The following is a 26,096-nucleotide window of genomic DNA, read 5'->3' as shown; positions in this document are numbered from 1 at the left end:
CTACATCAACCGACGTAGAAGGTCGCGACGTCCGGCAGGACCCCCGACCGCATGCCAAGCTCGAGTGTGTCCGTCTTCAACTTGTGTCAATCGCGGATCAACGACATTCAACAACATCCGATCCGTTCACTTTCCAACCCACCAAAACTTCGTTCTTAAAATTAGGGAAGCTCTCATGTTGCTCAAATACTTCTACGACGACAAACTGGCTCACGCGTCCTATATGGTCGGCTGTCAACGAGCCCGCGAGGCGATCATCGTCGATCCAGGACGTGATATTGATCAATACATCGAAATGGCCGAACGTGAAGGGGTGAAGATCACCGCTGTCGCCGAAACCCACATACATGCGGACTACGTTTCCGGCGCTCGAGAACTTGCCGATCGCGTTGGTGCTAAGCTGTTCGTGTCCGACGAGGGCCCCACCGATTGGAAGTATCAATTTCTCGATCCGTACGATCATCAACTCGTCCACGATGGTGATTACTTCATGATCGGCAAAATCAAGTTTGACGTGTTGCATACGCCGGGCCACACTCCCGAGAGCATCTCAATTGTCTTAACCGATCAAGGTGGCGGCGCAGACCAACCAATGGGGATCTTCACCGGTGACTTCATATTCGTCGGTTCAATTGGTCGCCCCGACTTGCTCGAGGAAGCCGCCGGTCTGGCCGACACTGCCGAACCAGGTGCGAGAGACTTATTTCGGTCCGCTGAGCGATTCAAGACGATGCCCGACTATTTGCAAGTCTGGCCTGCCCACGGTGCCGGAAGCGCATGCGGCAAAGGACTCGGAGCGATTCCGTCGTCGACGGTGGGGTACGAAAAACGATTCAATCCGGCACTGCAGTTCAACGACGAAGAACGATTTGTTCAATACATCTTGGCCGATCAGCCGGAAGCACCGAAATACTTCGCGGTAATGAAACGGGTGAATAAGGAAGGACCAAAGGTGTTAGGCGCCGGGCATCATCATTCGTTGCTGGATACTGCTGAGCTGCAGAACGCTTTGCAGTCCGGGACAGTCGTCGACCTGACACCATCGGGCGAGTTCGCAAACGGCCACGTTCCTGGTTCGATCAACATCCCGATTGGGATGCTAGCTACTTGGGCGGGGTGGTTAGTTGACTACGACCGGCCGACCTACATGATCTGCCAACCGAATCAGTTGGAAGAAGCTGCTCGTGTGTTACACAAGATTGGCATCGACCAAATCGCTGGCGGATTTGACTCAAATGAAGTGCACGCCGCAGGCTTGGCAACCGAAACCTACGATGCCAGCACACCGGAAGATTTGGCGACCGCCATCGATGCGGGCGAGTTCCAGCTTCTTGACGTGCGATCTAACGACGAATGGAAAGCGGGCCACATCGAACAGGCTCAGCACTGTTTCCTAGGCCGCTTGCCTTCGAACCTGGATGACCTATCCGGCAATAAGAAGATTGTCGTCCAGTGCCAGGGCGGTGCCCGCTCATCTATCGCCGCAAGCATGCTGCAAGCTGCAGGATTGAAAGACGTGGTCAACATGACTGGCGGCTACGCGGCATGGCAGTCGCAAGGGCTTCCCAATGCCTAACCGCTTCTCGATAAATACGAAATGCAGCTGCGCCGGTAGACGCTTCGTACAAAAGGCGAAGTTGGAAATACCGAGAACCATTTGCTGTCGCAGGCTAATTGGAGCACTATCCTAAGTGCAACGCATCACCGACCTTCGTGTTTTGATATCAGTTTGCTTCGGGGGTAGACCAATGACGTCTCTATTTCACAATCAATTTCTTCCCACCACCCGATCCTTCATTGCCCTCGCAATGGGATCCTCGTTGCTGCTTGCCACCGGATGCAGCCAACCTTCGCAGCTCGACGCGGAAGTCAAAAACTCAAAAGCGACTGACCAAGTGTCCGCATCAATTTTGCCAGACGAGTCGCCTTCCGAAGCTGAAAAACAAACGATGCTGGAGGCCAAGGATGCGCTGTTCCAGCGTTTGTCAGGTCGTTTGATGGAAGTCATGGGCCAGCACGGACCAGCGGCCGCAATTGCAGTGTGCCAGCAGGAAGCAACGCAAATTGCATCCGAAGTAGGGCAAGCAGCCGGGCTGAAAATTGCTCGTACTGGCGTTCGCTTGCGAAACCAGGACAACCAGCCACCTCGATGGGCAAAGCAGCTTGTCGAAGCACGTGTTGCCACCCCCACCTTTGTTAAACTGACCAATGGAAATGCCGCCGCGCTGCTACCGATCAAGCTGCAAAGCCAATGTTTAATGTGCCACGGTCCCCATGATCAAATCGCACCCGCTATCCAAGATCAACTTGCAAAGCTCTATCCAAACGACCAGGCGACTGGATTTACCGAAGGTGAACTGCGAGGATGGTTCTATGTTGAAAAACCTTCCGGTTAACTTCTCCCTATCACCAATCGAACTTTAAGCAACTCCATTGAACATCATTTGGCTGGCCGCTGGCATCTTGCTGTTGGTCGTCGGGGCAGAGTTGCTAGTCCGTGGAGCTTCGCGACTGGCGGTTTCGTTTGGAATTTCACCCTTGGTTGTCGGATTGACGGTCGTCGCCTTTGGCACAAGCGCTCCCGAATTCGCGGTTTCAGTCGCCGCCGCGTTCAATGGCGATCCTTCGATTGCCGTTGGCAATGTCTTGGGCAGCAACATCTTCAACGTGCTTGTCATTCTAGGTGCCTCGTCGCTGATTTGTCCTCTGCGAGTCAGTTCCCAATTGATTCGCTCGGAGATGCCGCTGCTCGTTCTGGCCAGCGTTGCAACTTGGTTCATGGCGTCTAACGGCATAGTGGGTCGTGGCGAAGGAAGCTTGCTCTTTCTAACACTGGTCGGCTACACCGCATGGGTAATCCGGCAAAGCCGACGTCAAACCCTTCACAACTCGGTGCCAAATACAGAGGTATCCTCCTCGTCCGAAGACCACGTAACAACGCATGCGATCTCTACGAATTGGCGAGCGTTGATAGCCCAAGTTCTGATGATCGGCGTTGGACTGTCTCTACTGATTTATGGCTCTCAATTGCTTGTCCAATCGGCGGTCGGGATTGCCACAGGTCTTGGCGTTTCGTCTGCCATGATTGGCTTGACGATTGTCGCCGCGGGCACCTCGCTTCCCGAAGTGGCGACCAGCTTGATGGCAGCCTATCGTGGTGAAAAGGATATTGCCATCGGCAACGTGATTGGTAGCAATTTGTTCAATCTGCTAGGCGTCCTGGGTGCAACGGCCATCGTTTCTCCCGTTGGCGTTCGCGTCGCGTCTGCCTTTTTGCATTTCGATTTTCCTGTGGTGGTGTTGATCGCTGTAGCTGTCCTACCAATCGCTTGGACCGGAAGGCGAGTCAGCCGAATGGAGGGCGCAGGCCTGTTGTCAGCCTATGCGATCTACTTGGGGCTGCTTATCAAGTGGACTGCCCAAGGTTGATGCAGCACGAATTCGCGACGCTTATCGGTCTAGCACGAGATCGTCGTCGCTTAGATGGACGATTGCCCCTACACTATTCGAACGATCCACAGCTGAGCTCAGCCACACTGAGCACAACCGCAACGCTCTTACCTATCCGCCTTCGCTCGAATCTCCCATGCGCAGCTTCCTTCTCACTCTTTGGCAACGAGGTTTTATCGGTACGTTCTTAACTGGGCTGTTCGCATTGCTGCCATTGGTCGTCACCTTATGGATCATGAACTGGGTAGCTGGAACGTTGCGCAGTGTGATCGGTCCGGAAAGTCTGCTAGGTCAAGGGTTACGTTCGATCGGTTTGCAGTTTGCCGCCAACCAATATGTCGCCACTGCAATCGGTTGGGTATTTGTAGCCGCAGCGATTTGGTTGGTTGGGTTACTGGTTTCGGGCACCGCCCGCTACCGATGGCAGGAATGGTTTGATGGGACGTTCCGAAAAATCCCGGTGGTGAAAAGTGTTTATGGACCGGTAAAGCAAGTCGTAGAAATGTTTTCGAAACAAGACGAGACGGCAATGTCAGGCATGAAGGTCGTGCATTGCTATCTAGGCGATAACGAATCCGCCGGTTTCCTAGGGTTGTTACCCAGTAATGACGTGTACCAATTCCAAACCAAAGCTTGCCACGTTGTTTACCTACCTTCGGCACCGATGCCAATGACCGGTTTCAACATGTTCATTCCGGTCGAGCAAGTAAAGATTGTAGAAATGGGAGTGGAAGACTTGATGCAAATCTACTTCTCACTGGGCGTTATGACCTCCACTGCCGTGCCTGCGAATGCCGTTCTCACAAAACCACCACAAGGTCAACCTCAGTAAGAGGCTGCCCTCTGTGCTACGTCGTCGCGATTGACATCTGTCATTGAGCTCACAATCGAAATTGCGTTGAACTAATTCGGGTGAGCATCAAATACCAGGAACGAAATTTGCCTTCGTGGTGCTAGCGGATCGTCCCACTCTATTTTTCATCATTCTGGCAACCTAATTTAGACGAGCTTCAGCATGACCTGGCGTGACTGGTACGACGCACTCGAGAAGCCCACTTGGACACCTGAACCATCAACCATTGGTCTGATCTGGCAACTTCTCTACCCAGTCATCTTTATTACGTTTGGCTACGTCTTCTATCAAGTAGCCCGAAGACGCATCCCATGGTCTGTAGCAATTCCGTTTGCTCTAAATTTAGCTGCCAACCTCGCCTTTACCCCGATTCAATTTGGCCTGCGTAATCTGCCACTGGCGGCATTAGACATAGCCATCGTTTGGCTCACGATCGTGTGGTCGATAAAAGCAATCTGGCCACATTACCGCTGGATTGCACTGGCACAAGTTCCTTATTGGGTGTGGGTGACCATCGCGACCGTGTTGCAATTCTCGATAACTTGGAGCAATTAGCGTCCTATCGGAAAATCTGTAATTTGACGTAGCGGACCCTGCAAGATAACACCGAATAGCATGCTCATGCTTTCAACACGTCGCCGGAAAGCCTGCCTGGCTTTTACGATATCCACTAGCCGAACAGCTACTGTTATCTAATAGATGGTTTTGGTCATTGGAATCATCGCTAACGAACCCCAAAGGTAAATCGGCCATGCGCAAACGAATGGTATTTCTTGCTATTGCGATTCCAGTCGTACTAATCAGCGCGTTTACTTGGAACCTCACCGCTCGCGCCGGATACGAATCGGCTGAGTACAAGGTCATCGAGTCAGATGGCCAATTTGAGGTTCGCGAGTACCCTGACTTGATGCTAGTTGCGACTACAACCCAAATCGAAGCTGAAGGACGCGACGGCAGCTTCATGAAGTTATTCCGCTATATCAGCGGGGCAAATGAGTCGGAACAAAAGATTTCCATGACGACTCCCGTATTTATGGAAAACGACAAGGCCGATACCCAAGTTCAAATGGGCTTTGTAATGCCGAAGGAAGTTGCTGTTGAAGGCGTTCCGCAACCCACCGGACCCGACGTGAACGTGCGTAAACGAGCGGGCGGTCGATTCGCAGTGCTGCGATTCCCTGGCCGCCTGAATGCTAAGCTAGCCAAGGCCTCAGAAACGAAACTTCGAGAATGGATGGATTCGAAGGGGTTAATTGCGGAGGACTCCGCTGGCTCAAGCGGTGTCGAGGCGGCTTCATACGATCCACCGTTCACTCCCGGCCCTCTACGTCGCAACGAAGTGTTGATCCGCTTGAAAATTCAAGAGAACACAATCAGCGAGACTCGTTGAACCGTGCTTGTTTTTAACGCCTAATTCGACACACCAACACAACGGTTAGCTGGAGGGCACGACTGGACGATCGACATCCACAAGGTCAATTTCCGCACGCGTCGGTCGGAGAGAATAACTGGCCGCAATCCTTTCCTCGCTACTTTTGGACCGCACCGATATTAGGTGCGAAAGTTCAACTCTTAAGGAAAGTCAGCAGATCGCCAAGAAGCTGTTCCCGGTGAGTGGCAAACAGCCCGTGCGGTGCTCCTTCGTATTCTTTGAGCGTTGCGTCATTGATCGCTTCCGCAGCAGGCCGACCACTAGCGTCTATCGGAACGGTCTCGTCGTCCGTACCGTGAATGACTAAGGTCGGAACAGTGATCGCTGGTAGATCCGGGCGGAAGTCGGTCGTTGCGAATGCTTTTGCACACTCAAGCGTTGCCTTCAAACTGCCTTGCATTGCGATGCGACTCATCCAACTTAAGTACTCATCACTTACCGGTTGTGAAAGAATGCCGACGCCGAAGAAACTCTGAAAGAAGGCCGCAAAAAACTGAGGACGATCAGCAAGCAAGTCTGCTGTCATTTGATCAAAAACTGACTGCTTAACGCCTTTCGGATTATCGTCTGTTTTGAGCATGTACGGGACAACCGAGGAGATGAGACCGCATTGTTTCACACCGCGGCCCGCGTGGCGTGACATGTACCGCGCTACCTCACCGCCACCCATCGAAAACCCAATAAGCGTAGCATCCTCCATCGCCTCGGTAGCTTTCATCACATCACTTAGGTCATCCGACAACGTATCGTAGTCATAGCCTGCGTAAGGTTGGTCCGACCGACCAAAGCCTCTTCGGTCGTAGGCGACTACCTTATAGCCAGCATCCGCAATCTGCATGGCGTGGTAGTCCCAGCTATCTGCCGACAAAGGCCAACCGTGGATGAGCACCACTGGTCGTCCGCTACCCCATATCTTGACGTACAAACCGTTGCCGTCGCGTGTTGGAACCATCGTCATAATCGAAGCCTAAGAAAGAGAGGGTGAGCAAGTCTCTACGAAATCCGCACGAGCGCCTTGCCGATATTGTCGCCATCAAACAAACCGATGAAGGCCTGTGGAGCATTCTCCAACCCATCCGTTATTGACTCTTCCCATTCGATCTTTCCATCACGGATCAATTGCGACATTTCAGTCACAAAGTCTTGATGGTCGTCGGAATGGTCGCGAACGATAAAGCCTTCCATGCGTAGGCGTTTGGCGATCACTTTAAACAGGTTGCGAGGAGCAGGTGTTGGTTCCGTCGCGTTGTACGTTGAAATCATTCCGCAGCACACAATTCGACCGAACTGATTCATTTGGTCAATCGCCGCCTCGAGGTGTTCGCCGCCGACATTGTCGAAATAAACGTCTATGCCATCCGGAGCTAATTTCCCGAGTTCGTCGACAAGGTTGTCGGTCGTGTGATAGTTGATCACCGCATCCACACCTGCCTTCTTCTTAAGCCATTCGATTTTCTCCGGCTTTCCCGCACTGCCAATCACCAAGCAGTCTTTTGCCTTCGCAATTTGGCATACGATTGAGCCGACGGCACCGGACGCGGCAGATACAAATACAGTGCTTCCAGATTTGAGCTCCGCGATTCGCTTGAGGCCTACCCAAGCCGTCATGCCGGTCATTCCCAACACACTGAGGTAAGATTGCAGCGGTGCCAGTTCCGGATCCAGTTTTTGCACGCCGGCACCATCTGACTTCCAAAACTCCCGCCACCCATTGTTGCCGAGTACCGAGTCACCGACCGAAAAGTCATCGTTGTTACTTTCAACAACCTCTCCAATGCAACCGCCTTCCAATGCCTTACCGATTTCGAAAGGTGGCACGTAGCTATCGCCTTCCTTCATGCGGCCTCGCATGTAAGGGTCGACCGACATCCACTGATTACGAACGAGAAACTCCCCTGTCTTCAGTGGAGCAATCTCGACAGTATTGGACGTAAAATTTTCTTGCGTTGGCTTCCCATCTGGACGTGACGCAAGTTCGATTTGTCGACTTTCGACTGCTTGTGAAGTGTTCGTGCTCATTTGTTTTCCTTTGTTCCGAGGTGAATCAATTTCTTGTTAACAAATTCGAGGATCCCCAAGTGAGAAAGTTCTCGTCCGTATCCCGAATTCTTAATTCCGCCGAAAGGTAGTTCAGCCTGCGAATTGGTGGGCTGGTTCAAAAAGACCATTCCCGTCTCGATGCGTTCAGCGACCCTGCGACCTCGCTCAACATCTTTCGTATAAACACTCCCACCGAGACCATACGACGAGTCATTTGCCAGTTCGATTGCCGCATCTTCGTCTTCGACAACGTAGACCGTCGCAACCGGACCAAAAAGTTCTTGGTCGTAGGTAGGCATATCCGAGGTCACACCGGTCAAGATCGTCGGATTGAAATAGGCACCATCACGGTCAGGCCGATCCCCGCCAAGCAAGACCGTTGCACCGGCATCGATCGATTCCTGCACCTGTTTCTGCAACTTCACCGCGGCATCTTCGGTCGACAACGGCGCCAACGTCGTACTCTCGTCCATTGGGTCGCCTAAAGTCATGCTGCCCATAGCCTCTTTGAACTGCTCTAGGAACTCATCTGCGACCGACTCGACGACGATAAAACGCTTCGAAGCAACGCAGGATTGACCCGCGTTCGCCATCCGGCCCTTCACCGCTAGCTGCACGGTTTCTTCGATATCTGCATCCTCAAGAACAATGAACGGATCGTTGCCGCCAAGTTCCAGCACGGAACGCTTCAGGTTTTTGCCGGCCAAAGCTGCAACTGCAGCCCCCGCCTTCTCGCTTCCAGTTAGCGAAACTCCTTGCACGCGAGAATCGGAAACGATCGCCTCGACGAATTCACTGGGAATGAACAGATTCGTATAAACACCATTCGGTAGACCGCAATCTTCAAAAAGCTCGCCAATTGCTTCGGCGCAACGCGGCACGTTACTGGCGTGTTTCACCATGATCGTATTGCCAGCCATGATGTTCGGTGCGGCGAACCGGGTCACCTGATAAAAGGGAAAGTTCCACGGCATTACACCCATCAACACACCAATTGGTTCGTGGTGAATGTAAGCATTCGCGTCGACCTCCGTCATGGGCTGATCCACCAGAAATTCTTCAGCGCCGTTGGCATAGAACTCGGCTATTTCAGCACAAAATTCAATCTCATCGTGACTTTCTGAAATCCGCTTCCCCATCTCCAGCGTGATCATCTCGGCGAATTCGTCTGCCCGCTCGCGCAACTGAGATGCGAACTTGAGGAGGACCTTTTTCCGATCACTGAAACTTGTCTGACGCCACGACCGGTAAGCCTTGTCCGCATTTGCAAGTCTCTCAAGCGTTTCATCCTTCGTCAGCGGCGTGAAAGTTTCGTTCGTCTGACTGGTAGCTGGATTAATACTCGTAATGGTCATATCTAGTTTCTCCATAAATGAATTTTGCGAAGCCAGCCTGAGATCCCAACGCGACGATCAATAAAACTCGCCATTAGCTCTCCGCTGGTGAAATCAGCGTGCACACTCAAGCGTGCTACGCTCTAATCAGACACCCTGCATCTTTCCGACCATCTTGCGAGTTGCAAACCGTGGCAAGAAGGACGTCCCGGTTACCATTAAGCGGTTCTTCCACCCCGGGATGACAATGTCCTCGTTGTTTCGATAGCCGTCGTAACCCGACTTTGCGACGACCTTAGCCGTCATGGTTTGCGACGAGAACATATCGAGGCTACTCATACCGGAGTCGTCCCCGAATCCGGATTCCGTCGCACCGGGCTCCAAGCATGTGATGTGCAAGCCAGTCCCAGCGACTTCTTCACGCAGTGCCTCGGTAAATGACAATACAAAAGCCTTTGACGCGTAGTACACCGCCATGTTTGGTCCCGCCTGGTAAGCGGCGATCGATCCGACGTTGAGAACTCCGCCAGTTTTCCGCTGCAGCATTCCAGGCAACAATTTGCGAGTTAGTCGAGTAAGCGATACGACGTTCACCATCAACATGCTCGTTTGGCGATCCACCGATAATTCCGCAAACTTGCCCAACATCCCGAATCCCGCATTGTTCACCAACGTGTCGACCTGAACCGATCGCTCGTGAAGGTCGCCACATAATCGGTCAACAGCATCGGGCAACGACAGGTCAGCCGGAATGACTGTGGCAGCAACACCATGCTCGCTTCTCACACTGTTCGCGAGTTCGTTCAGCTTGTCTTCGCTGCGCGCAACCAGGACGACGTCATCGCCCCCTTGGGCGAACTGCTTCGTTAACTCGAGCCCAATGCCAGATGATGCACCGGTGATTAATGTGGTAGGCATAGTATTTTCCAGTAATTCTATCGCCCTGGAAATATAAACTGCAGCAAAACAGCCAGGACAACTGCTCTGCTTCGCCCGCCAAACTTTGTCTTCGAAAACACGGTGTTTACACGAAGCCACAAGCCATATCAGCAACTTTATGTGCAACTCGATGCACCGCACCACGCTCAAACAGTTTTGAAGTCATTAAGCGACAGGCCCGCGGCGTCCCATGATCAGCCCGATCACAAACAGCACCAAAAAAACGACGAAAAGAATCTTGGCGATACTCGCGGCCGTACCCGCCACGACACCGAATCCAAGTACGCCAGCGATTAACGCGATAATCAAAAAAGTGATTGCCCAGCCCAACATAGTGATCTCCTAAGTTTGAAATGTTTATTGCGTGGAAGTGAACGTTCTCTTCAACGCGGTTCGTACAAAGGGCAGAAGCGATTGCTGTGCCAAACACCCGTCATTGATGAAGGATTGAGCCTCTTTAAGGGGACAGATTTCGCGCTGAGTCTTAAGAAGGCTCGTTAAGCACCGAGCGAAACTTAAGTGTCGGACTGAAATGGTGGCATGCGTTGTTAGACCAATTTCTAACGAAGTTCTTAAAGCGAACCGGAGATAGGTTGAGTACTGGAAGCCCACCCTCACCCGCGTGGACTGCCCATCCGGCTACGATTGGTCGATTCGCTGGCATCATGGTGTGAAATGGGCCGCGCCCTTCGGGTCAATTCAATACACCAACCCAATTTGATAGAGAGCACTCACGGATCTTAAACTCAACAACAAACTCGCAGTCATCGCGGGGTCGACATGCGGGATTGGGCGGGCAATTGCCAAAACGCTGCACGCCGAGGGTGTCCGCGTCGTCTATGGACGTAGTCAAAAGCCAGTCGACGACGCGATCGGAGTTATGGGCAACGGCAACCACCGGGGCCGCACTACGCTGTGACGGTGGACTGGTTGATGCGTACGTCTAGGCGAACAATTCTAAGAGCTCGCTGGGACTGGCTCGTGATACGCAGGCCAGTCCGTGTACCCCTCTTCGTCGAAAGAATACCAGACGTCGCGTGATGCCTCTTCCGCCATTGGCCAGTTATTAGCAAAACGCTCGACGAGGTCGGGGTTACTAATATAGGGGCGGCCGTACGAGACTAAATCGGTGCCGCCGTCGGCGATCGCTTTCGAACCAGATTCACGATCAAACCCAGCGTTCGCCATCAGCGTGCCCGAATAAACGCCACGGAAGTCTTGCATCGTCAGCGGTTCACCGAGCTCATGAAAACCAAAAGCGGTTCCGATCAGAATATGTAAGTAGGCCAAATCGAAGGAATCCAATTGCTGGGCAACGTACAAAAACTGCTCACGGAAATCCTCAGAGCCCATGTCATTAAAATCACCGTGGGGCGATATACGAACTCCGACTCGTTCGCTCGCAAACACGCTGGTCACCGCTTCGGTTATCTCACGCAAAAACTGAAATCGTTTCTCTTTGCTTCCGCCGTACCGGTCATCGCGGTGATTAGTCTTAGATTGCAAAAAAGTATCGATCAGATATCCGTTCGCAGCGTGAATCTCCACGCCATCGAATCCCGCCAACTGTGCCCGGCGGGCTGCATCTTTGTATTGGGCAACGACTCCTGGAATCTCATCTGTCTCGAGCGCTCGCGGCGTTTCATGCGGGATCTCTTCGTCGCCCGATTCGGGTGTCCGTAGAGGCCGCCCTTCGTGCTTAATCGCTGAAGGTGCAAGCGGCAGACGCCCGCCGTGGAAATCACTATGGGAAGCGCGACCGGTATGCCATAACTGACAAAACACCCGTCCGCCAGCATCATGAATCGCCTCAACAACCGGCTTCCAAGCCTCTTGCATCTCCTCTGTGTAGATCCCCGGAGCATGCAACCACCCAACTCCCATTTGCGAGGGAAACGTTCCCTCAGTGATGATCAACCCTGCAGATGACCGTTGGCTGTAATACTTCGCCATCAACTCGTTCGCCAACATCTCCTCACCTGCGCGAGCACGTGTCATGGGAGCCATGACGACACGATTAGGTAACTCTAGTTCGCCAAGGGAATACGGTTTCAATAAAGGAGTTGGAGCAGTCATTTAGATTATCATCAAAAAGCGGGCAGACCCGCATCACAATTGCAACGCAAGCCAGCCCTAAAATGAAAGGGAAACGGGTTTAAGTAATCGTCTTTTAGTAAGGCAGCTCAAACGGTTTGTTCGGCATGCTTGCCTTCTGCGATTTCTTCTATGACCTTACTGTTGAATGCGGGCAAGTCATCCGGACAGCGACTGGTGACTAAGCCATTGTCACAAACACACTCTTCATCGACCCAGTTTGCACCCGCGTTGATGAGATCCGTTTTAAGGCTTGGCCATGAAGTCATTCGCCGACCTTCGACGACACCGGCTTCGATCAGAGTCCAAGGCCCGTGACAAATAGCGGCAACCGGCTTGTGTTGCTTGAAGAAGTCACGAACGAAATCAACCGCTTCGTCGTTGACCCGTAGAGCATCCGGATTGAAAACACCACCGGGTAGCACCAATGCGTCGTAGTCAGAAGCACTGACGTCACCAACGACTTGATCGACATCAAACTTATCGCCCTTTTTTTCGTGATGCACACCCTGCACCTGCCCCGATGCAATGGAAACCAAGTGCACATCGGCGCCTGCTTCTTGGATTGCCTCCCACGGTTGAGTGAGCTCAACTTGCTCGAACCCGTCGGTAACTAAAAATGCAACTTTCTTGTTCTTTAAATTGTGTTGACCCATGATGCTTCCTAATTTTATGGAGGGAACTGAACCGACAAGATCCATCGGCATTCAGATGATTGCGATATCCAACATGACATCGCGGAAGTTTGTTTTGTCCAAACGGTACATGCGATTCGCGTGCCACTATTTCCTGGCTAACAAGAATCCCAAGCGAGACAGATACCCTGATCAGTTGGCACGTTCATCTTTTCGATGATTCAGCAGCAACTTGACGCACTCGTTTCCGAGAATCGATCCACGAACGGTCATGTCATACGAGATTTGGTTCGCGAGCTCTGTGCCGGTGACTCCCAATGATCCGTACCCGGCCTCTGCAACAGCGGCCTGCACAGCACCAAAGGCAACGTGCCGAATTCCAGCGGTCGCGATCGCCGACATACACATCAAACAGGGCTCTGCAGTCGACAGGATCCAGAACCCGTCTAGCTTGGTTTTTCCAATATTGCCGCACGCTGCAGCAATCGCATTGATCTCGGCGTGCAAGCACGGATTGCAGGTTGAAACAACTCGGTTATGCGTCAGTGAAATGCAGCCCCCACCAGCATCGAATATCCCGGCCCCAAACGGATACTCTCCATTTCGGACTCCTTGATGTGCCGTATCGAGAACTAGCTTCATCCAACGACATAGCTCACTGTCGCGAACAACCATTTTGTTAGTCATTGTGATGAATCATCCGTGAAGAATTCTGGCAAAATCAATTTTTCATCAGAGTGCTGATCTACGAAATCGTGGATTGAAGCAGCTTGGTCATCGGCCGCGTCACTCGCGGCCTTCTGCACACGACTGTCTGCTTGCCGAGTAAGAAATCGAGGCATACGTACTTGCAAATCTAACTCAACAAAAACGGAAACATCGGTCCCGCTGACACCCGGGTATGCTTCTAGAACCGAAGCATAGTACTGCAACTTACCGGAAGGGTGCTTCGACTCAGTGACAACCTTTATCCGATCATTTGCTACGTCGGCATATTGACTGAGAACTAAATCAGTCGCATCCAGTTCGGATGAATTAATACGAACGGTGATCTGTTTAGTCGCTGCGAGCGTGCTTTGGGACCGGCCAAGAATAGCATTCAATAACGGCCGACGATCTCGACTGGAATCGATATCGATGTTTTCGATACGCTCATCCAAAAGCGTCATGCCTGAACGACCTACGATCGAAGCCGTCGCGTTTTTCCGCACCAAAATTTGTCGAAACTTGACGAATTCACAGTCAATCGTGAAGGTTCGTGACTGCGATGCAGATGCAAGATGCTCAACAGAGAAAACCGACCAAGCGATTGCCCCGACGGTGACGATACAGATAAAGGCACTCGTCGTGGCAAGCAACTTGGTTTTGGTTTTCATCATGATCTTGATCGCCTTTGAGCGAGAGCATCCAATCGGACGCTTGGCCCTGGAAAGTCACTGGCGAAGAAGGTCTTATTCCAATTCGTCCGAACGTTCTTCCAAAGCATCGGCTTTGTTTTCGCCCATCTCTTCCTTGCGATCGGCTTTCGCTTCGCCTTGATCTTCAATTGCATCAGCCTTACGTTCGGCAGCATCCTGGACGTATTCCGAGGCGCCGTCGGTGCGTTCACGCAGATTCTCGGCTGCATTTTGCGAAGAGTCACGGATGCTTTCAGCTTGCTGTTGGGTCGTGTCACGGACCACGTCAGCTTCTTGTTCGAGTGCCGTTTCGTCGCATCCAACGGCTGCGAACGTACAAAGTGCCAGTGCAAGAGCGGCTAGAGTCTTCATCGGATTGTTCCTTAATAGAGTGTAGTGACCAGCGAAAGTTCGCCGGTTCGAACCTGAGGAGAAAGCAATCGCTGTGCCAAGCGTTGCGGGTCACGTATAAGCCATCTATTTCAGATACCTTCGATTGGCTCCAAAGCAGCCTGCAATCAATTCACCCTGATCGATCCGGCCTAGAAAATGACGGCTTTACCGACTCGTGATCAGTGTCTCGCGACTCCAGAGAACAAATCGAAACGTGCGATAGACCGCAAACGCCTGGCCTAACGCCGACCACTGTGGTCGATGTTGGTACCAGCGGTGGACTCTCAAGAGCATGTTGTCACGCGGGATGCGTGGCACCGAACGCGCGTGTCACCGAACGCGGGCCGGCTTTTTCAACATCGATTCTTCCAACCGGCAAGTTTGGCGTGCAACCGTTACTAAGAAACCTATGATTCCCACGTGCCCTGTCCATCACCGTGACTGTTTTGCGAGCACATCCAACTTCCTTGCTGATTAACAAACCCTAATCGCCAAATCGGGGGGATCAGCATTCGCACCTGGAGGTTACATCGGTGTCTGGGGAATATTCGGGTTATGGACTAGAATGCGGATTCTCAATTCCACCTCGAACCAATTAGTAAAATCGCTTGCTTGTTGATCGATTCGGCCGCAAACACACCAGCCTTCGCGTTAGCGTGACGGATCGATGCAATTTGCGGTGCACGTATTGCATGCCGGCGGAGACGCCGGATTATTGCGAGCGGGATTCGATCCTGACTTTTGAAGAGATCACTCGCGTTGTCAGCGTCGCCGCTGGGCTAGGCGTCGATGACGTCCGTCTGACCGGTGGTGAGCCATTGGTGAGATCGCAGCTATACAAACTTGTCGCGACGCTAAACGCAATCGACGGAGTGAACAAGGTCTCGCTGACAACCAATGGAATTCTGCTGGTTGATCAGTTGCCGCAACTTCACGCGGCAGGATTGCGAAGTGTGAACATCAGTTTGGACGCGTTGGACGAACAATCGTTTACGGATGTCACTCGACGTCCAGGACTGCAACGCGTTTTAGACGCAATCGAAGCTTGCCGATCACTCAAGCTAAAGGTGAAGGTCAACGCGATCGCAATGCGGGACTTCACCGAGCATCAAATTGCGGCATTTGGTGAGTTCGCCCGGACGACCGATATCCCTGTCCGCTTTATCGAATTCATGCCGCTGGATGCGGATGGGAACTGGGACACGTCCAGTGCATTGCCTGGGCATCGCATTTTGGAATTGTTTGCTGAACGGGTTCGGCCGCTGGTTTCCTATGGCGGTCCATCGGCTTCGCCAGCCAATGACTACCGGTTTGATGATGGCGTAGGGACGATCGGAATCATCGCGTCGGTCACCCAACCGTTTTGCAACACGTGCAATCGGTTCCGCTTAACGGCCGATGGCCAATTGCGAAGCTGTTTATTTGGTGGCGATTCAGGCGACATGCGGCAATTATTGCGTGATGGTTGCGACGATGACGCGATCGCGGCGCAAATGATCGCGGCGGTGCATGCGAAAAAACGAGGCCATGGTACAGATGACCTATCCTTTGACCGTCCTTCGCGACCGATGTATTCCATTGGTGGCTGAAGGACGCCGGGTTAGAAGCTACGCCCTGCTAATGGCTTCGCTGATACACCGCGGCCCCTGAAATGCAAATTGGACGCGACTTCAAGGCGACTTCGATTGAACCGGCATCGTAATGACCAGAGCGGCAGTTCTTTCATCGTTGCTGGTTCGTCGTTTCACATGGCATTTAAGACACTGCGAACTTAATCGAATTGCCCCCGCAAAATGGTATCGATCGGTAGCAATCTGCTCTGCGAATGGCTTCCCCGCCGCAAGTGATTTCACCGCCGCTTTCTCGAACGAAGTTTCAGCCTCGTGATCAACGTTTAAAACATCGGCATCGACGATCAACCACTTCATCTTGACGCCAAAGCTCGCCTCCATTTCGTGGAACACATCTTCTAAAGATGCGGACGGAATCGTGTGTGCGTTGTCTTCGTCAAAGAAGTCACGATGCATGACCTGAAGCGTGCCGTGTACCAACTCGTGCAACATCTTCGCTCGTAAGTGAGCTTCCGTTGCATTCGGCATGGTTGTGATCGGCACAGCTATAATTGCGGATGGGGGCTGCGAAGGTGGAGCGTTTACAACTTGCTGGTCATGTGCGACCAGCCAAGCGGAAGAAACGATCAGTGCGACGACAATGCAAACAAGTCGCTGGATCATGAACCTGTCTCCGGTCGCTCATCAACAGGTGAGTGCTCGGCACACTTTTGACAACTCAGCTTGAAACCGATCATTGAAGCTCGACCTGGTACGGTTTGCACCCAGTCACGTCTCACCAGTGGCGGATCATGACGGACGTGTTGGTTGTGTCCGCATGCAAGTTGTGCCACCCAGTGCCCGTCACCATCACAGTGATAGCCGACAATCGGCTGTTGCGGGGGATGGTCAGTAGTACTCATCAAGACATAGCCTCGCAAAGTGGAACAATGGGATTGGCCGAATTGACGAGTTCTTCAATGGTGACACCCGCAAATGCCTTCTCGGTCGCGGCATACGCTCGGTCAAGCTCCGCATGCAGAGGGCAAAGAGCGGTGTGACTTTTCAGACCGAGTGGGCACTTTGAAATTCGTTGGATGGGTTCGACGGTATTGATGACATCCAGGATGGTCAGCTTCTTAGTGGAAAGGATCAATTCGTATCCCCCGCCTGGTCCGGGGCGCGATTGCGCTATCCCAGCCGCACATAGTTCCTGCAGGACCCGAGTCAGGTAGCGACGAGGAACCTTGGTTTGCTCTGCCAACATGTCGGCCGAAACCGGATGATCCGATTGGCTCCCCATGCAGGCAACGGCGCGAAGTGCGTATTCAGCGGTCTTAGATATCATCAACGCCAGCAAACAATCGGGAACGTGGCCCTAATCTCACACCATCAACAACAAACTGCACCCGCAGGTACACGAAAACAGTCTAGCTTGAGTCCGGAGGTCAAGCAATTCGAATTCGTCTCCAGAAAGACCGGAGGTCGTGTATCTGGCAGTCCGATTCCGTCGCTCGCTCGGCTACTGGTCATTCAGAACTGGATGACGACACGACCTCTCGACTCGGCTTTCACTGGGACCGTGACTAACCTGCTCTATTAAGTAGCAGTGTGACCAACACCGAAGAGTCTTCGATCGCCTTCAGACCGTGCGGCGCAGCAGCTTCGAGGTACAACATATGACCAGCCGCCAATTCGTGCGTCGCTGCACCGACTGAGAAATGGACGAGCCCCTCGATACATTGGACGGTGATTTCGCCAGGAGCTTTGTGCTCGGCAATCACTTTGCCTGCTGGAAGCACTAATCGGATTACCTCCATGGCGTCCGTCTTCAACAATGAGCGTGTTTTAACATCACCGATCTGCGAACCAAGTGGTAGCAAACTGATGACTTCAGCGGGTTGAGCGTGATCGATGGCCATGGTCTATCTTTCGACTTTCAGTTTATTGGAAATGTGGAAACGTTTTTCGCCGCTTACGGAAACGGACTATCTGAGCTTTCAATAACAACCTAAGGGCAGCGACTTTAGCTCCTACTGTGACGGACCGACACAAAAGAGATTTTGCCCGGTGCGAATGATCAGCCGATTGCTGGCAACCGCAACGCCGTAAACCATCGGATCGCCGTAGGAAAACATTTGATGCAAACGGCTTTCTGGCATGCCAGCAAAGACCTTCTCTGGACCGGTTTTAGGTGCAGCTTGATCCGCCGGCACCGCGTTAGCTCGGCGTTGCTGTTCCGCAGCTTCGCGTGCATCGATCATGGAGTTAGCGTCATAAAGCTGGTTGCGTGCCACCTGATCGTATTCGTCACCCGGCCGGATCACGATCGTGTAACCGTTCTTTAACACGAAGTAGATTAGTCGCTCGCCGTTCGAGCAGTTCACCCCAACGGCAGATGCCCAACAGGGGTTGCCGATGCGTTTAGCAAAAACTTGTTCGCCTGTATCCTGGTTGATGCAGTACAACACGCCGACTTTATTGACGTAATAAACGTAGCCTGCGAATGCAAGCGGTGTTGAGTAATAGGAGTTAGCACGCTCGGCTCCCCAGAGAACTTCGTAGCCCGATTTGCCAGCGTCGTCAGTCAGCTTGATGCAGCAGTTGGAACCCGCTGTGGCGTCTTCATCGGTCGCGCCGCCGTACATTGTCGTAGAACCGACAAAGACTCGATCGCCTAAGATCGAAGCGGATGGAATGTGGTTCCCCTGCAATCCGTTTAGTTGCCATAGTGATCGCCCGGAGGCTGCGTCGTAAGCGTCAACCGTATCGGCTGAACTGGTGATGACTATTTCGCGGTTGTTCTGCTCGGCGATTACTGGCGAGGACCAAGACGGCACTCGATGGCCGCGATCGGTTTTCCAAGCGATTTCGCCGTCGCTTTTGTTGATCGCCACGAGATAAGACGGCCCGTGATGATCAACCAAGACGAACACTCGACTTTCCGTTTGAGCGAGTGAACTGGCGACACCGCGTTCGTTGTCAACTTCGCCATACATCCTGAAGATTGGCGTGGTCCAACGAATTTCGCCCGTATGCGACATCAAGGATACATCGCCACTGGCAAAGAATGAAAACACGCCGGTTTCGTCGACGCAGCAGGTTGGTGCGGCGCGGCTGTTGCGAAAGTAGTTTTCGACTTTGGCGGTAGCGGCCACGTGAGTCGTCCACCGTTTCTCGCCGGTTTGTAGATCGAACGCGTGCACTTGGCAATCCTGTTGAACGGGACCTTCGCTGCTGGTCACGTACACATGATCGTTCCAAACGACAGGCGACGATTGCCCGTAACCGGGAATACTCGATTGCCATGTCACACCCTCCTGAGCAGACCAATGTATTGGCAGATCCGCGGTGACCGTACTGCTGCCTGATCCTCGAAACCCGGTCCAGTTTTCCTGTCCCGCAGCGGAGATGCACGCTGCGATGGCAATCACGAAAACTCTTACAAGGCATCTCATTGGAAGCTCTCGTCCACAAATCGAGGTGAGTTCAGAATCTCCGCATCCCAAGTTCTTCAGCTCGGTGGGAGGCAATATCATTTGGACGCAACAACAGTCCGTCGCAACTATTCAATACGTGCATGAACAGGGCCGCTCACGAACGAACCTGCCCACTACGGCAGTGCAGGGGACCACGAGCATGCAAAAAGCTCGTGCACAAGAGACGATGAAAGGAACAAGGGATTGAACCGTCAAACACTTCCATCACAGTACGCCACACAAACCTACATGTCAAGGTACACTTTCCAGCCGAGGCGGATTAGCCGACACAGTTTTATAGGCTCTCGCCCTTAGGGCAGTGGTTCCGGATCATCCTAGCTTTAGAAAGCTCTCGGATTCTTCGCTGGATTCCTACTGCCCTACGCACGCTTTGCTTCAGTCATGCTGCATTAGCAAGTCGAGCGTGTACACGATCAACGAAAAAGAAGGTCACCGTCGCCCAAGAGATCCTGGGCTAGAAGGTGTTCACCGCTGCACTTACAACGGCGGTTCCAATAACCCAGCGCGGTGAAGAGACGCAGGACCTCTCCACCGCCGCTGGATGATCTAATTGCCGAATCAAAAAACCGGCAAACTTACGAGACGTGCAGACTAACCGCCGATCGCCAGTAATCGCGTGGGCGTTCCGCTGAGCGGCAATTTGGCTTGAACGGAAAAGTCGGTTGCTGACAAAATCCAGATGCTTTGATCACCAGGATTCGTAATCGCAATACGACGACCACCCGACAATAAAACAGCTTCGTGATGACCGGAATGGCCATTGATCTGGTTGCGGCCCACCGACACGGTCGTTTGGACAATCGCGTCGGTCAAATCACCGTCTCGGTTCGGGTCCAGAGCAACAACCACCAGGGTATCGGTTTCCGGTTCTTCTTCCGATTCGACAAACACGCAAGCCAGCGAATCTCCCGTTGCCGTTTTAATAGAAAACGGCGTCATTGCTGAACTACCACTAGCCACATTCAAATCAAGCTCATCAATGGTCGGCATCTTTTGGGACGCGTTGATGATGCAAAGTTTGGACTGTTCGCCTTTCCCTGCAGTGAACAACACATGATTGCCAAGATTCGAAAACGCACCTGTGCGGAGTGGCTTGTCGTCGGCATCCTGTCCCAGTGAAAGATAGTTGACCTGGATCGTTTCAGGATCAGCGATCATTTTCATGTCGGCATCGACCCAACAAACACCGTCCGACGGTGCGAGAAAGACCTTACCGCTATTAACAGTGGCTCCGTGCAACAAGCCAGTCGGGCATTGGATGGAATACTGGCGTCCCACATTGGTCCCCAATCCAACGACATCGACTCGTCCGGCGTCCTCGCCAGCAGGCGTGATCCAAGTCGAGTACGCAACTCGATCTTCTACCAACGCCAGCGTGATATGGCCATTGCCTCCGTCGAAGAATATGGCCGCTTCATCCGGAGACTTTGCTTTGCGAATGGAATTCGCCGACGTGACGGTGAAACCGTTCTTCTTGTCGTTTGCCATAACAAACGACTTACCGTACTGATAAACGTGGGCTGGATTCCCTTCCGTCTGGTCAATTTTGGAAAACGTGACCGAGGGTGGTGACTTGAACTTCCAATGCGAATGATCGCCATGCGGTTCTTCTATGACACCACTTTCGATCGCAACCCAACCGCTGCCGATCGTCCCGTCGGCATGGTCATGCACGCCAACGATGACTAATCCGTCGTCATGTTGCATTTGCACCAGAGATTGCTCGTCGGCGTCCACCTTAGGAAACCCTTCGATGGAATTGGCAACTAAATGATACCCCTCGGAATTTTTCTTCAGGTCGCCCCAATGCATAGTTGCATTGGAGTCATCTTGCCAAAACAGACGGACCAGCGTTCGCCCCTGTGCTTGAGCGGACGTTGCAACCCAAAGGGATGCGATACAGGTTACGAATGTAAATATGCTTTTCATCATGATAGTAAAGTTAGTCTTATAGTAGAAAGTTAAAGTGGTTTCACCGATCGCGGCGGCAACTCGATTTGTTGGTCAGACTGCTGCGAAAATGGCAGTAGCTCGAAGGTTGTTCCGCCACGCTTGAGGATTTGCGAATCGAGTATCCAACCGCCATCGCTAACCGATTCCAGAGAAACGAGATAACGGGACGGTTCGGGCGAAGGAAGGTTGGCCAGACGAGCTCGACCGTCGTCTTGTGTGATTGCTTGCACCAGGGTCTGGCCACCACGCTGATCGAGCAAACGAACGCTCACGTCGGCCAGCGGCTTGCCCTCATACAAGATTGAAACCGTCGCGAGTTCGCTATCGTCAAGGCTCACGTTCGAATCGCAACCTACGAAGGTCGCAATCAGTGAAACGTTCAAGCAAGCACACAGACCTAGCTTTCTTGAGCTCGATAAAATGGATTTCCAAATCATGGCAGCGATACCACCTCACGACCGTCTCTTGAAAACAACGCGTGATACAAATCGCGATCGATGGAATCAGTCAAGAAATGAATACTGCCATCGAGCATCGCATGCTGACTGCCACCGGTATGATACGACCGCGATGAGTAAAATCCGCGACCGTGAATACCGATGTCGGGGATCCTTGAGTTCGGTGTCATGTATCCATTGATGACGGTGGCGTGTGGAACGCCCCGAATCCATGACTCACCGCGGTTACCGGCATACGACGTAATCTTGGCCGGAAAAACGGTATCGAGGTCCGGGTTCTCAATAAGTGTCCCGCCATCCAAAAAACCGGGGTTCGGGGCGACGTTGCCCGATGTACCGCCCCAGTTCGCAACACGGCGATGGGGGCCGGACGGTGTCGGTTCGGTCAAACCACTTGATTGATCCCCCATGACGGTTTCAGCAAGCAAGACCGTGTTGCTCGTTCCATCCAAACAGTCACGGAATCCTGCCCAGGAATCGGTCCATACCATTCCATCGGTACGATAACGATCGTCGTAGTGCGTGTCGGTTCCACTGCCATAACTAAACATGTAGCTAAGACCGCCTGACGTACCGGACAACCCATCATTGTAGGTCGTCGCAAAATTTGGATCACCGACATCGCTGGGGCACAAAAAGGTAGGAACGACCGTTTCAATCGCTTCGCGAAGATCGGGATTGAAACGAGCCATCCAGGCCGGACCGAGCAAAAGCGGTTCGTCAAAGTCAATCAGTTCGCTCAAGCCAGCCTGTTCGATCTGAGGCAAAATTCGAGCTTGCACCGAGTAGCTGCTCGATCCCGTCATAGCAGGAATCTTCTTAAACGTATTTTCGTAGTTGTGAGTTGCCAGCGCTAGCTGTTTTAGATTGTTACTGCACGACATTCGTCGGGCAGCTTCGCGTGCGGACTGGACTGCGGGCAGCAGCAGACCGACGAGGACGCCAATGATGGCGATCACGACAAGCAGTTCGATCAGGGTGAAACCCGATGCTTGTCGTTTCTGATTAGTATTGAAATTCATGGTTCTATATAGATTGGGTAGGGCTTACTCGCAGAGGCAACTGCGTGCGGAGATAGAAGAGCCCCACGCATAACACACAAGTCCACCGACACGGTTTGGTCGGACCGAGTGTGGCTCAGACACGTGCGCATACGTGGGGCAAAATGGCCAGACGCTGATAGTCGTTGCGTAGCGGTTCCGACATGAATGGCAACATCACGCATCCCACTGAAAGTCTGGATGACCTTCTATGCGAGCGCACGACGAGGCAATTCGAACCTACCTACAGAAAACTACAGCGATTCAAGCAACGATCGCAGGAGGACCGCGTGAAGGTGGCAACAAGAGAAGGCCAGGGATTTCCTCGTGCACCGTCGGCACGTCAAGGATCTCGCCAGCGGGCTCCGAGAATGCTAGAGTCGCAAACGAGTCCACGAAGCCACAGGGTGTGGCCAGAGACTGACAAATCGAGCAAGAACCGGAATCATGCGACGTTCTTGCTCGCTGGGTTAAATCGCTTTCTGCGGAAGCTTCATCCGGATGTTCGTGATGATGTGAATGGCAACAACACGTTTGCTCGGTTGCCGAATCAGACAGCAACGATCGATCAACGACTGAAACGGAGCAGGCCGCATCATGGCACGAAGCATCACTGCATGAAGGATCTTCGCAAGTGGCAACATGCAGCCAAGCAGGCGCGTGCCCAAGTGCCAAGATGGCACAAAGCAGCGAAGTCAGTAGATGTCGGAACAATGATTCCACGAATCACCCAAACGGGAGACAGCATTCAGTTAGGAAAACGGGTCCGACCAAAGACTCAACGCCCGATACGATCGCCGTTTTCATTCGGTTCGTCAAGCGTCAAAATCGCCTCAAAAATCGAATGCGTACTCAGCCAAATTACGTCGAGCTAATGGCGTCATCTTCGACCATTCAACTTTTGTTAAGATAACCACTAAACGCACTGAACGATCCCTAATGCAGCACCAAAATCACTAACGCTCTCGACACCCCAATTCGTGGTGATTTACGACAGATGAGTTTTTTATGAAGTCCATTTTATTTGCAATCATTACGCTTATATCAGCGTGCCCGACGATTGCCGACCATATTTCGCCGTCGCACAAGCCTGAAGCCTCTAATCCGAAGAAGGCGTTTCAGCACCCAGGACTGCTTCACTCTCGTAGCGAATTGCAATTCATTGGAGAGAAGATCAGCAAAGGGCAACAGCCATGGGCGTCGGCTTGGGAACAATTGCAAACGGCTGAACAAGCTTCACTTCAATACACGCCCGTACCGTTCGCCAATGTTGTCCGTGGCGTTCGGAACAATCCGGACATCGGAAGTTCGGAGATGTCTAGCGATGCAGCGGCAGCTTACGCCCATGCCCTGCAGTGGAGCCTGACCGACAAGAAAGCACACGCGATTAAAGCGATCGAAATCCTCAACGGATGGGCCCGTACACTGCAGTCCGTCTCCGGCCACGATGCAAAACTGTTAATCGGGATGGATGGAGTCGCATTTTGCAATGCGGCTGAGCTCATTCGCCATTCCGACGCTGCATGGCAGATCGATGATCAAAAGCGATTTGAGGAAATGCTTCGTCACGTTTTCTATCCCGTCATCAAAGATTTCAACCCTACCGCGAACGGCAACTGGGATGCCTCGATGATCCAGACCATGATCGCGATGGGCGTGTATCTGGATGACCAAAGAATGTTCGATCGTGCAGTCGATTATTTCCTGCATGGGAATGGAAATGGTGCCATCGCGAACTACATCAATGCGGTGGGTCAGTGCCAGGAAAGCGGTCGAGATCAATCCCATGTACAGATGGGCCTCGGCTTTCTCGGGTGCGCGTGCGAGATGGCGTGGAAACAAGGAGTGGACCTATACAGCGCCGCCGACAATCGGCTTGCAGTTGGATTCGAGTACACAGCCAAATACAACTCGGGTGAACCGGTTCCTTATCAGCGATATCGCAGTGTTGAGGACCGATATGATTACCCCGAGATTTCTTCGAAAGGCCGAGGCCACTTCCGTCCCATCTACGAACGAATCGTCCACCACTACCGTGACCGAGCAAAATTGGAGATGCCGTTTTCGAAAACAGTGGCTGAGCAACTTCGCCCCGAGGGTTCGCATCGCCAACATATGTCGTGGGGGACGCTGACTTCGTACGGATTACCCGTGACCGAAGAATCAAATTCACACAAATCAGCATTCGGCCCACATCCACCCGCTATTCTTGGCCAAGGCGTCGCGAGCTTTACAGTTGGCTCATTACTGACGAAAGATGATTTTGACAGTTTAGAAAACTGGGATGTGCAAATCCAACAGCGATCTGGATTTCCCTCGGCAAAGGTGGTTGCCCTTGACCAATCGCTTGATTGCTTCGTACCGGGACGCGGGTGCACCGTGTGGTTTAAGCAGAAACTACCTACCCGCACAGCGATTACATACGACGTGCTCTGCCCGACGCCCGATTCAGATACCAAAGGACTACAAGCCCGCGATATCAATCAATTTTGGATGGCGACTGATCCACTTGACCGCGACCGGGGTTTATTCGACAAGAATCGATATACCGGCAAATTTTCATCCTACGACAAAATCCGAGGCTATTATGCGAGCACGGGAGGCGGCGGCCCTATAGCGAATTTAACCACTCGAATGCGGCGATACCCACGGGAGATAGCTGGTCAGCCAGCAGACCATCTGGCACTTAACGACAAAGACGGAAAACCAGACTATTTGATCACACCGGACAAAACAATGGCGGTGCAACTCGTCGCATTCGATGATCTCATCCAGTACATCGTCGACGGAAAATTGGTTTACGAAATGAAAGGCGGTGACTCCGTTCGTATCGAAAGCCACGATGCTCAAGGCACTATGACCGAGCAAGAAACAACTTACGATCTCGATCGTTTCCCCGCCTATCAGGAAGGCTATTTCGCATTCCGAATGGTCGGAACCCATCACATCTACAAAAACTTCCGGGTTTTCAACCTGGATCCAATAGACTGAGCAACTTCTATGAAACAGATCAATCACCACAGCCTGA

General features: G+C 52.5%; 28 protein-coding genes. 9 read left to right on the top strand and 19 right to left on the bottom strand.

What is annotated here, in order from left to right; genetic code table 11:
- Window positions 1–175 precede the first annotated feature (175 nt).
- From ACR3ZL_RS04250 to ACR3ZL_RS04225, 6 genes are all read left to right on the top strand, one after another.
- A complete protein-coding gene (locus ACR3ZL_RS04250; protein ID WP_473649137.1) occupies window positions 176–1,576 on the top strand; it encodes an MBL fold metallo-hydrolase in 1,401 nt (466 codons plus the stop codon).
- A gap of 172 nt (window positions 1,577–1,748) precedes the next feature.
- The gene (locus ACR3ZL_RS04245) at window positions 1,749–2,396 is read left to right on the top strand and encodes a c-type heme family protein (RefSeq protein ID WP_473649138.1); all 648 of its coding nucleotides are present in this window, start codon (window positions 1,749–1,751) and stop codon (window positions 2,394–2,396) included.
- Window positions 2,397–2,433: 37 nt separating this feature from the next.
- Complete coding sequence (locus ACR3ZL_RS04240) at window positions 2,434–3,429, top strand: calcium/sodium antiporter (protein WP_473649139.1); 996 nt, start codon at window positions 2,434–2,436, stop codon at window positions 3,427–3,429.
- Window positions 3,430–3,586: 157 nt separating this feature from the next.
- A complete protein-coding gene (locus ACR3ZL_RS04235; protein WP_473649140.1) occupies window positions 3,587–4,282 on the top strand; it encodes a DUF502 domain-containing protein in 696 nt (231 codons plus the stop codon).
- A gap of 183 nt (window positions 4,283–4,465) precedes the next feature.
- On the top strand, window positions 4,466–4,858 hold the full coding sequence (locus ACR3ZL_RS04230) for a TspO/MBR family protein (RefSeq protein WP_473649141.1): 393 nt from the start codon (window positions 4,466–4,468) through the stop codon (window positions 4,856–4,858).
- A gap of 208 nt (window positions 4,859–5,066) precedes the next feature.
- A complete protein-coding gene (locus tag ACR3ZL_RS04225) occupies window positions 5,067–5,693 on the top strand; it encodes an SOUL family heme-binding protein (RefSeq protein ID WP_473653402.1) in 627 nt (208 codons plus the stop codon).
- A 175-nt stretch (window positions 5,694–5,868) separates the two neighbouring features.
- Here ACR3ZL_RS04225 and ACR3ZL_RS04220 read toward each other — a convergent pair whose 3' ends face one another.
- From ACR3ZL_RS04220 to ACR3ZL_RS04200, 5 genes are all read right to left on the bottom strand, one after another.
- Window positions 5,869–6,693: an alpha/beta fold hydrolase gene (locus ACR3ZL_RS04220; protein ID WP_473649142.1), complete on the bottom strand. Its 825-nt coding sequence runs from the start codon at window positions 6,691–6,693 to the stop codon at window positions 5,869–5,871.
- A 35-nt stretch (window positions 6,694–6,728) separates the two neighbouring features.
- Window positions 6,729–7,754 carry an NADP-dependent oxidoreductase gene (locus tag ACR3ZL_RS04215; protein ID WP_473649143.1) on the bottom strand — a complete coding sequence of 342 codons (1,026 nt, stop codon included), beginning with the start codon at window positions 7,752–7,754 and terminating at the stop codon, window positions 6,729–6,731.
- Window positions 7,751–9,130: an NAD-dependent succinate-semialdehyde dehydrogenase gene (locus ACR3ZL_RS04210; RefSeq protein WP_473649144.1), complete on the bottom strand. Its 1,380-nt coding sequence runs from the start codon at window positions 9,128–9,130 to the stop codon at window positions 7,751–7,753. The genes ACR3ZL_RS04215 and ACR3ZL_RS04210 overlap by 4 nt, the downstream gene beginning before the upstream one ends.
- Before the next feature lie 126 nt (window positions 9,131–9,256).
- Window positions 9,257–10,027, bottom strand: a complete 771-nt coding sequence (locus ACR3ZL_RS04205) for an SDR family NAD(P)-dependent oxidoreductase (RefSeq protein ID WP_486173232.1) — start codon at window positions 10,025–10,027, stop codon at window positions 9,257–9,259.
- A gap of 186 nt (window positions 10,028–10,213) precedes the next feature.
- Complete coding sequence (locus ACR3ZL_RS04200) at window positions 10,214–10,381, bottom strand: DUF1328 domain-containing protein (RefSeq protein ID WP_283432996.1); 168 nt, start codon at window positions 10,379–10,381, stop codon at window positions 10,214–10,216.
- A 433-nt stretch (window positions 10,382–10,814) separates the two neighbouring features.
- Here ACR3ZL_RS04200 and ACR3ZL_RS04195 point away from each other — a divergent pair, with 433 nt between their 5' ends.
- Window positions 10,815–10,967, top strand: coding sequence for a hypothetical protein (locus ACR3ZL_RS04195; protein ID WP_473653403.1), 153 nt, complete (start codon window positions 10,815–10,817; stop codon window positions 10,965–10,967).
- A gap of 38 nt (window positions 10,968–11,005) precedes the next feature.
- Here the strand turns inward: ACR3ZL_RS04195 and ACR3ZL_RS04190 are convergent, their stop codons facing one another.
- The 5 genes from ACR3ZL_RS04190 to ACR3ZL_RS04170 form a co-directional block, all read right to left on the bottom strand.
- Window positions 11,006–12,124 carry an alkene reductase gene (locus tag ACR3ZL_RS04190; protein ID WP_486173231.1) on the bottom strand — a complete coding sequence of 373 codons (1,119 nt, stop codon included), beginning with the start codon at window positions 12,122–12,124 and terminating at the stop codon, window positions 11,006–11,008.
- A gap of 107 nt (window positions 12,125–12,231) precedes the next feature.
- Window positions 12,232–12,798: a type 1 glutamine amidotransferase domain-containing protein gene (locus tag ACR3ZL_RS04185; protein ID WP_486173230.1), complete on the bottom strand. Its 567-nt coding sequence runs from the start codon at window positions 12,796–12,798 to the stop codon at window positions 12,232–12,234.
- Window positions 12,799–12,969: 171 nt separating this feature from the next.
- Window positions 12,970–13,464: a nucleoside deaminase gene (locus ACR3ZL_RS04180; protein WP_473649147.1), complete on the bottom strand. Its 495-nt coding sequence runs from the start codon at window positions 13,462–13,464 to the stop codon at window positions 12,970–12,972.
- Window positions 13,461–14,156, bottom strand: a complete 696-nt coding sequence (locus ACR3ZL_RS04175) for a hypothetical protein (RefSeq protein WP_473649148.1) — start codon at window positions 14,154–14,156, stop codon at window positions 13,461–13,463. The genes ACR3ZL_RS04180 and ACR3ZL_RS04175 overlap by 4 nt, the downstream gene beginning before the upstream one ends.
- Before the next feature lie 72 nt (window positions 14,157–14,228).
- Window positions 14,229–14,546, bottom strand: coding sequence for a hypothetical protein (locus ACR3ZL_RS04170; RefSeq protein WP_486173229.1), 318 nt, complete (start codon window positions 14,544–14,546; stop codon window positions 14,229–14,231).
- Window positions 14,547–15,175: 629 nt separating this feature from the next.
- Between ACR3ZL_RS04170 and moaA the strand changes: the two genes are divergently transcribed.
- Complete coding sequence (gene moaA, locus ACR3ZL_RS04165) at window positions 15,176–16,156, top strand: GTP 3',8-cyclase MoaA (RefSeq protein WP_473649150.1); 981 nt, start codon at window positions 15,176–15,178, stop codon at window positions 16,154–16,156.
- Window positions 16,157–16,237: 81 nt separating this feature from the next.
- Here moaA and ACR3ZL_RS04160 read toward each other — a convergent pair whose 3' ends face one another.
- The 9 genes from ACR3ZL_RS04160 to ACR3ZL_RS04120 form a co-directional block, all read right to left on the bottom strand.
- A complete protein-coding gene (locus ACR3ZL_RS04160) occupies window positions 16,238–16,801 on the bottom strand; it encodes a c-type heme family protein (RefSeq protein WP_473649152.1) in 564 nt (187 codons plus the stop codon).
- Window positions 16,798–17,040: a DUF3565 domain-containing protein gene (locus ACR3ZL_RS04155; protein ID WP_473649153.1), complete on the bottom strand. Its 243-nt coding sequence runs from the start codon at window positions 17,038–17,040 to the stop codon at window positions 16,798–16,800. Before ACR3ZL_RS04155 ends, ACR3ZL_RS04160 begins: the two co-directional genes overlap by 4 nt.
- Window positions 17,040–17,465, bottom strand: a complete 426-nt coding sequence (locus ACR3ZL_RS04150; RefSeq protein ID WP_473649154.1) for an RrF2 family transcriptional regulator — start codon at window positions 17,463–17,465, stop codon at window positions 17,040–17,042. The genes ACR3ZL_RS04155 and ACR3ZL_RS04150 overlap by 1 nt, the downstream gene beginning before the upstream one ends.
- 238 nt (window positions 17,466–17,703) lie before the next feature.
- The gene (locus tag ACR3ZL_RS04145) at window positions 17,704–18,039 is read right to left on the bottom strand and encodes a cupin domain-containing protein (protein WP_473649155.1); all 336 of its coding nucleotides are present in this window, start codon (window positions 18,037–18,039) and stop codon (window positions 17,704–17,706) included.
- A gap of 111 nt (window positions 18,040–18,150) precedes the next feature.
- The gene (locus ACR3ZL_RS04140) at window positions 18,151–19,551 is read right to left on the bottom strand and encodes an outer membrane protein assembly factor BamB family protein (protein WP_473649156.1); all 1,401 of its coding nucleotides are present in this window, start codon (window positions 19,549–19,551) and stop codon (window positions 18,151–18,153) included.
- Window positions 19,552–20,208: 657 nt separating this feature from the next.
- On the bottom strand, window positions 20,209–21,549 hold the full coding sequence (locus tag ACR3ZL_RS04135; RefSeq protein WP_473649157.1) for a hypothetical protein: 1,341 nt from the start codon (window positions 21,547–21,549) through the stop codon (window positions 20,209–20,211).
- 29 nt (window positions 21,550–21,578) lie between these two features.
- Complete coding sequence (locus ACR3ZL_RS04130) at window positions 21,579–21,908, bottom strand: hypothetical protein (protein ID WP_473649158.1); 330 nt, start codon at window positions 21,906–21,908, stop codon at window positions 21,579–21,581.
- Between the two features lie 95 nt (window positions 21,909–22,003).
- Window positions 22,004–23,050 carry a DUF1559 family PulG-like putative transporter gene (locus tag ACR3ZL_RS04125; protein WP_473649159.1) on the bottom strand — a complete coding sequence of 349 codons (1,047 nt, stop codon included), beginning with the start codon at window positions 23,048–23,050 and terminating at the stop codon, window positions 22,004–22,006.
- 488 nt (window positions 23,051–23,538) lie between these two features.
- On the bottom strand, window positions 23,539–23,712 hold the full coding sequence (locus ACR3ZL_RS04120; RefSeq protein ID WP_473649160.1) for a hypothetical protein: 174 nt from the start codon (window positions 23,710–23,712) through the stop codon (window positions 23,539–23,541).
- Between the two features lie 364 nt (window positions 23,713–24,076).
- Between ACR3ZL_RS04120 and ACR3ZL_RS04115 the strand changes: the two genes are divergently transcribed.
- Window positions 24,077–26,059 (top strand): DUF6250 domain-containing protein, encoded by a 1,983-nt coding sequence (locus tag ACR3ZL_RS04115; protein ID WP_486173228.1) that lies wholly within the window; start codon window positions 24,077–24,079, stop codon window positions 26,057–26,059.
- Window positions 26,060–26,096: the final 37 nt, after the last annotated feature.

This window comes from Rhodopirellula sp. J20-39 (assembly GCF_057365095.1).
Note: the sequence above shows the minus strand (reverse complement) of the source record. Positions and strands in the feature narration are given on the sequence as shown.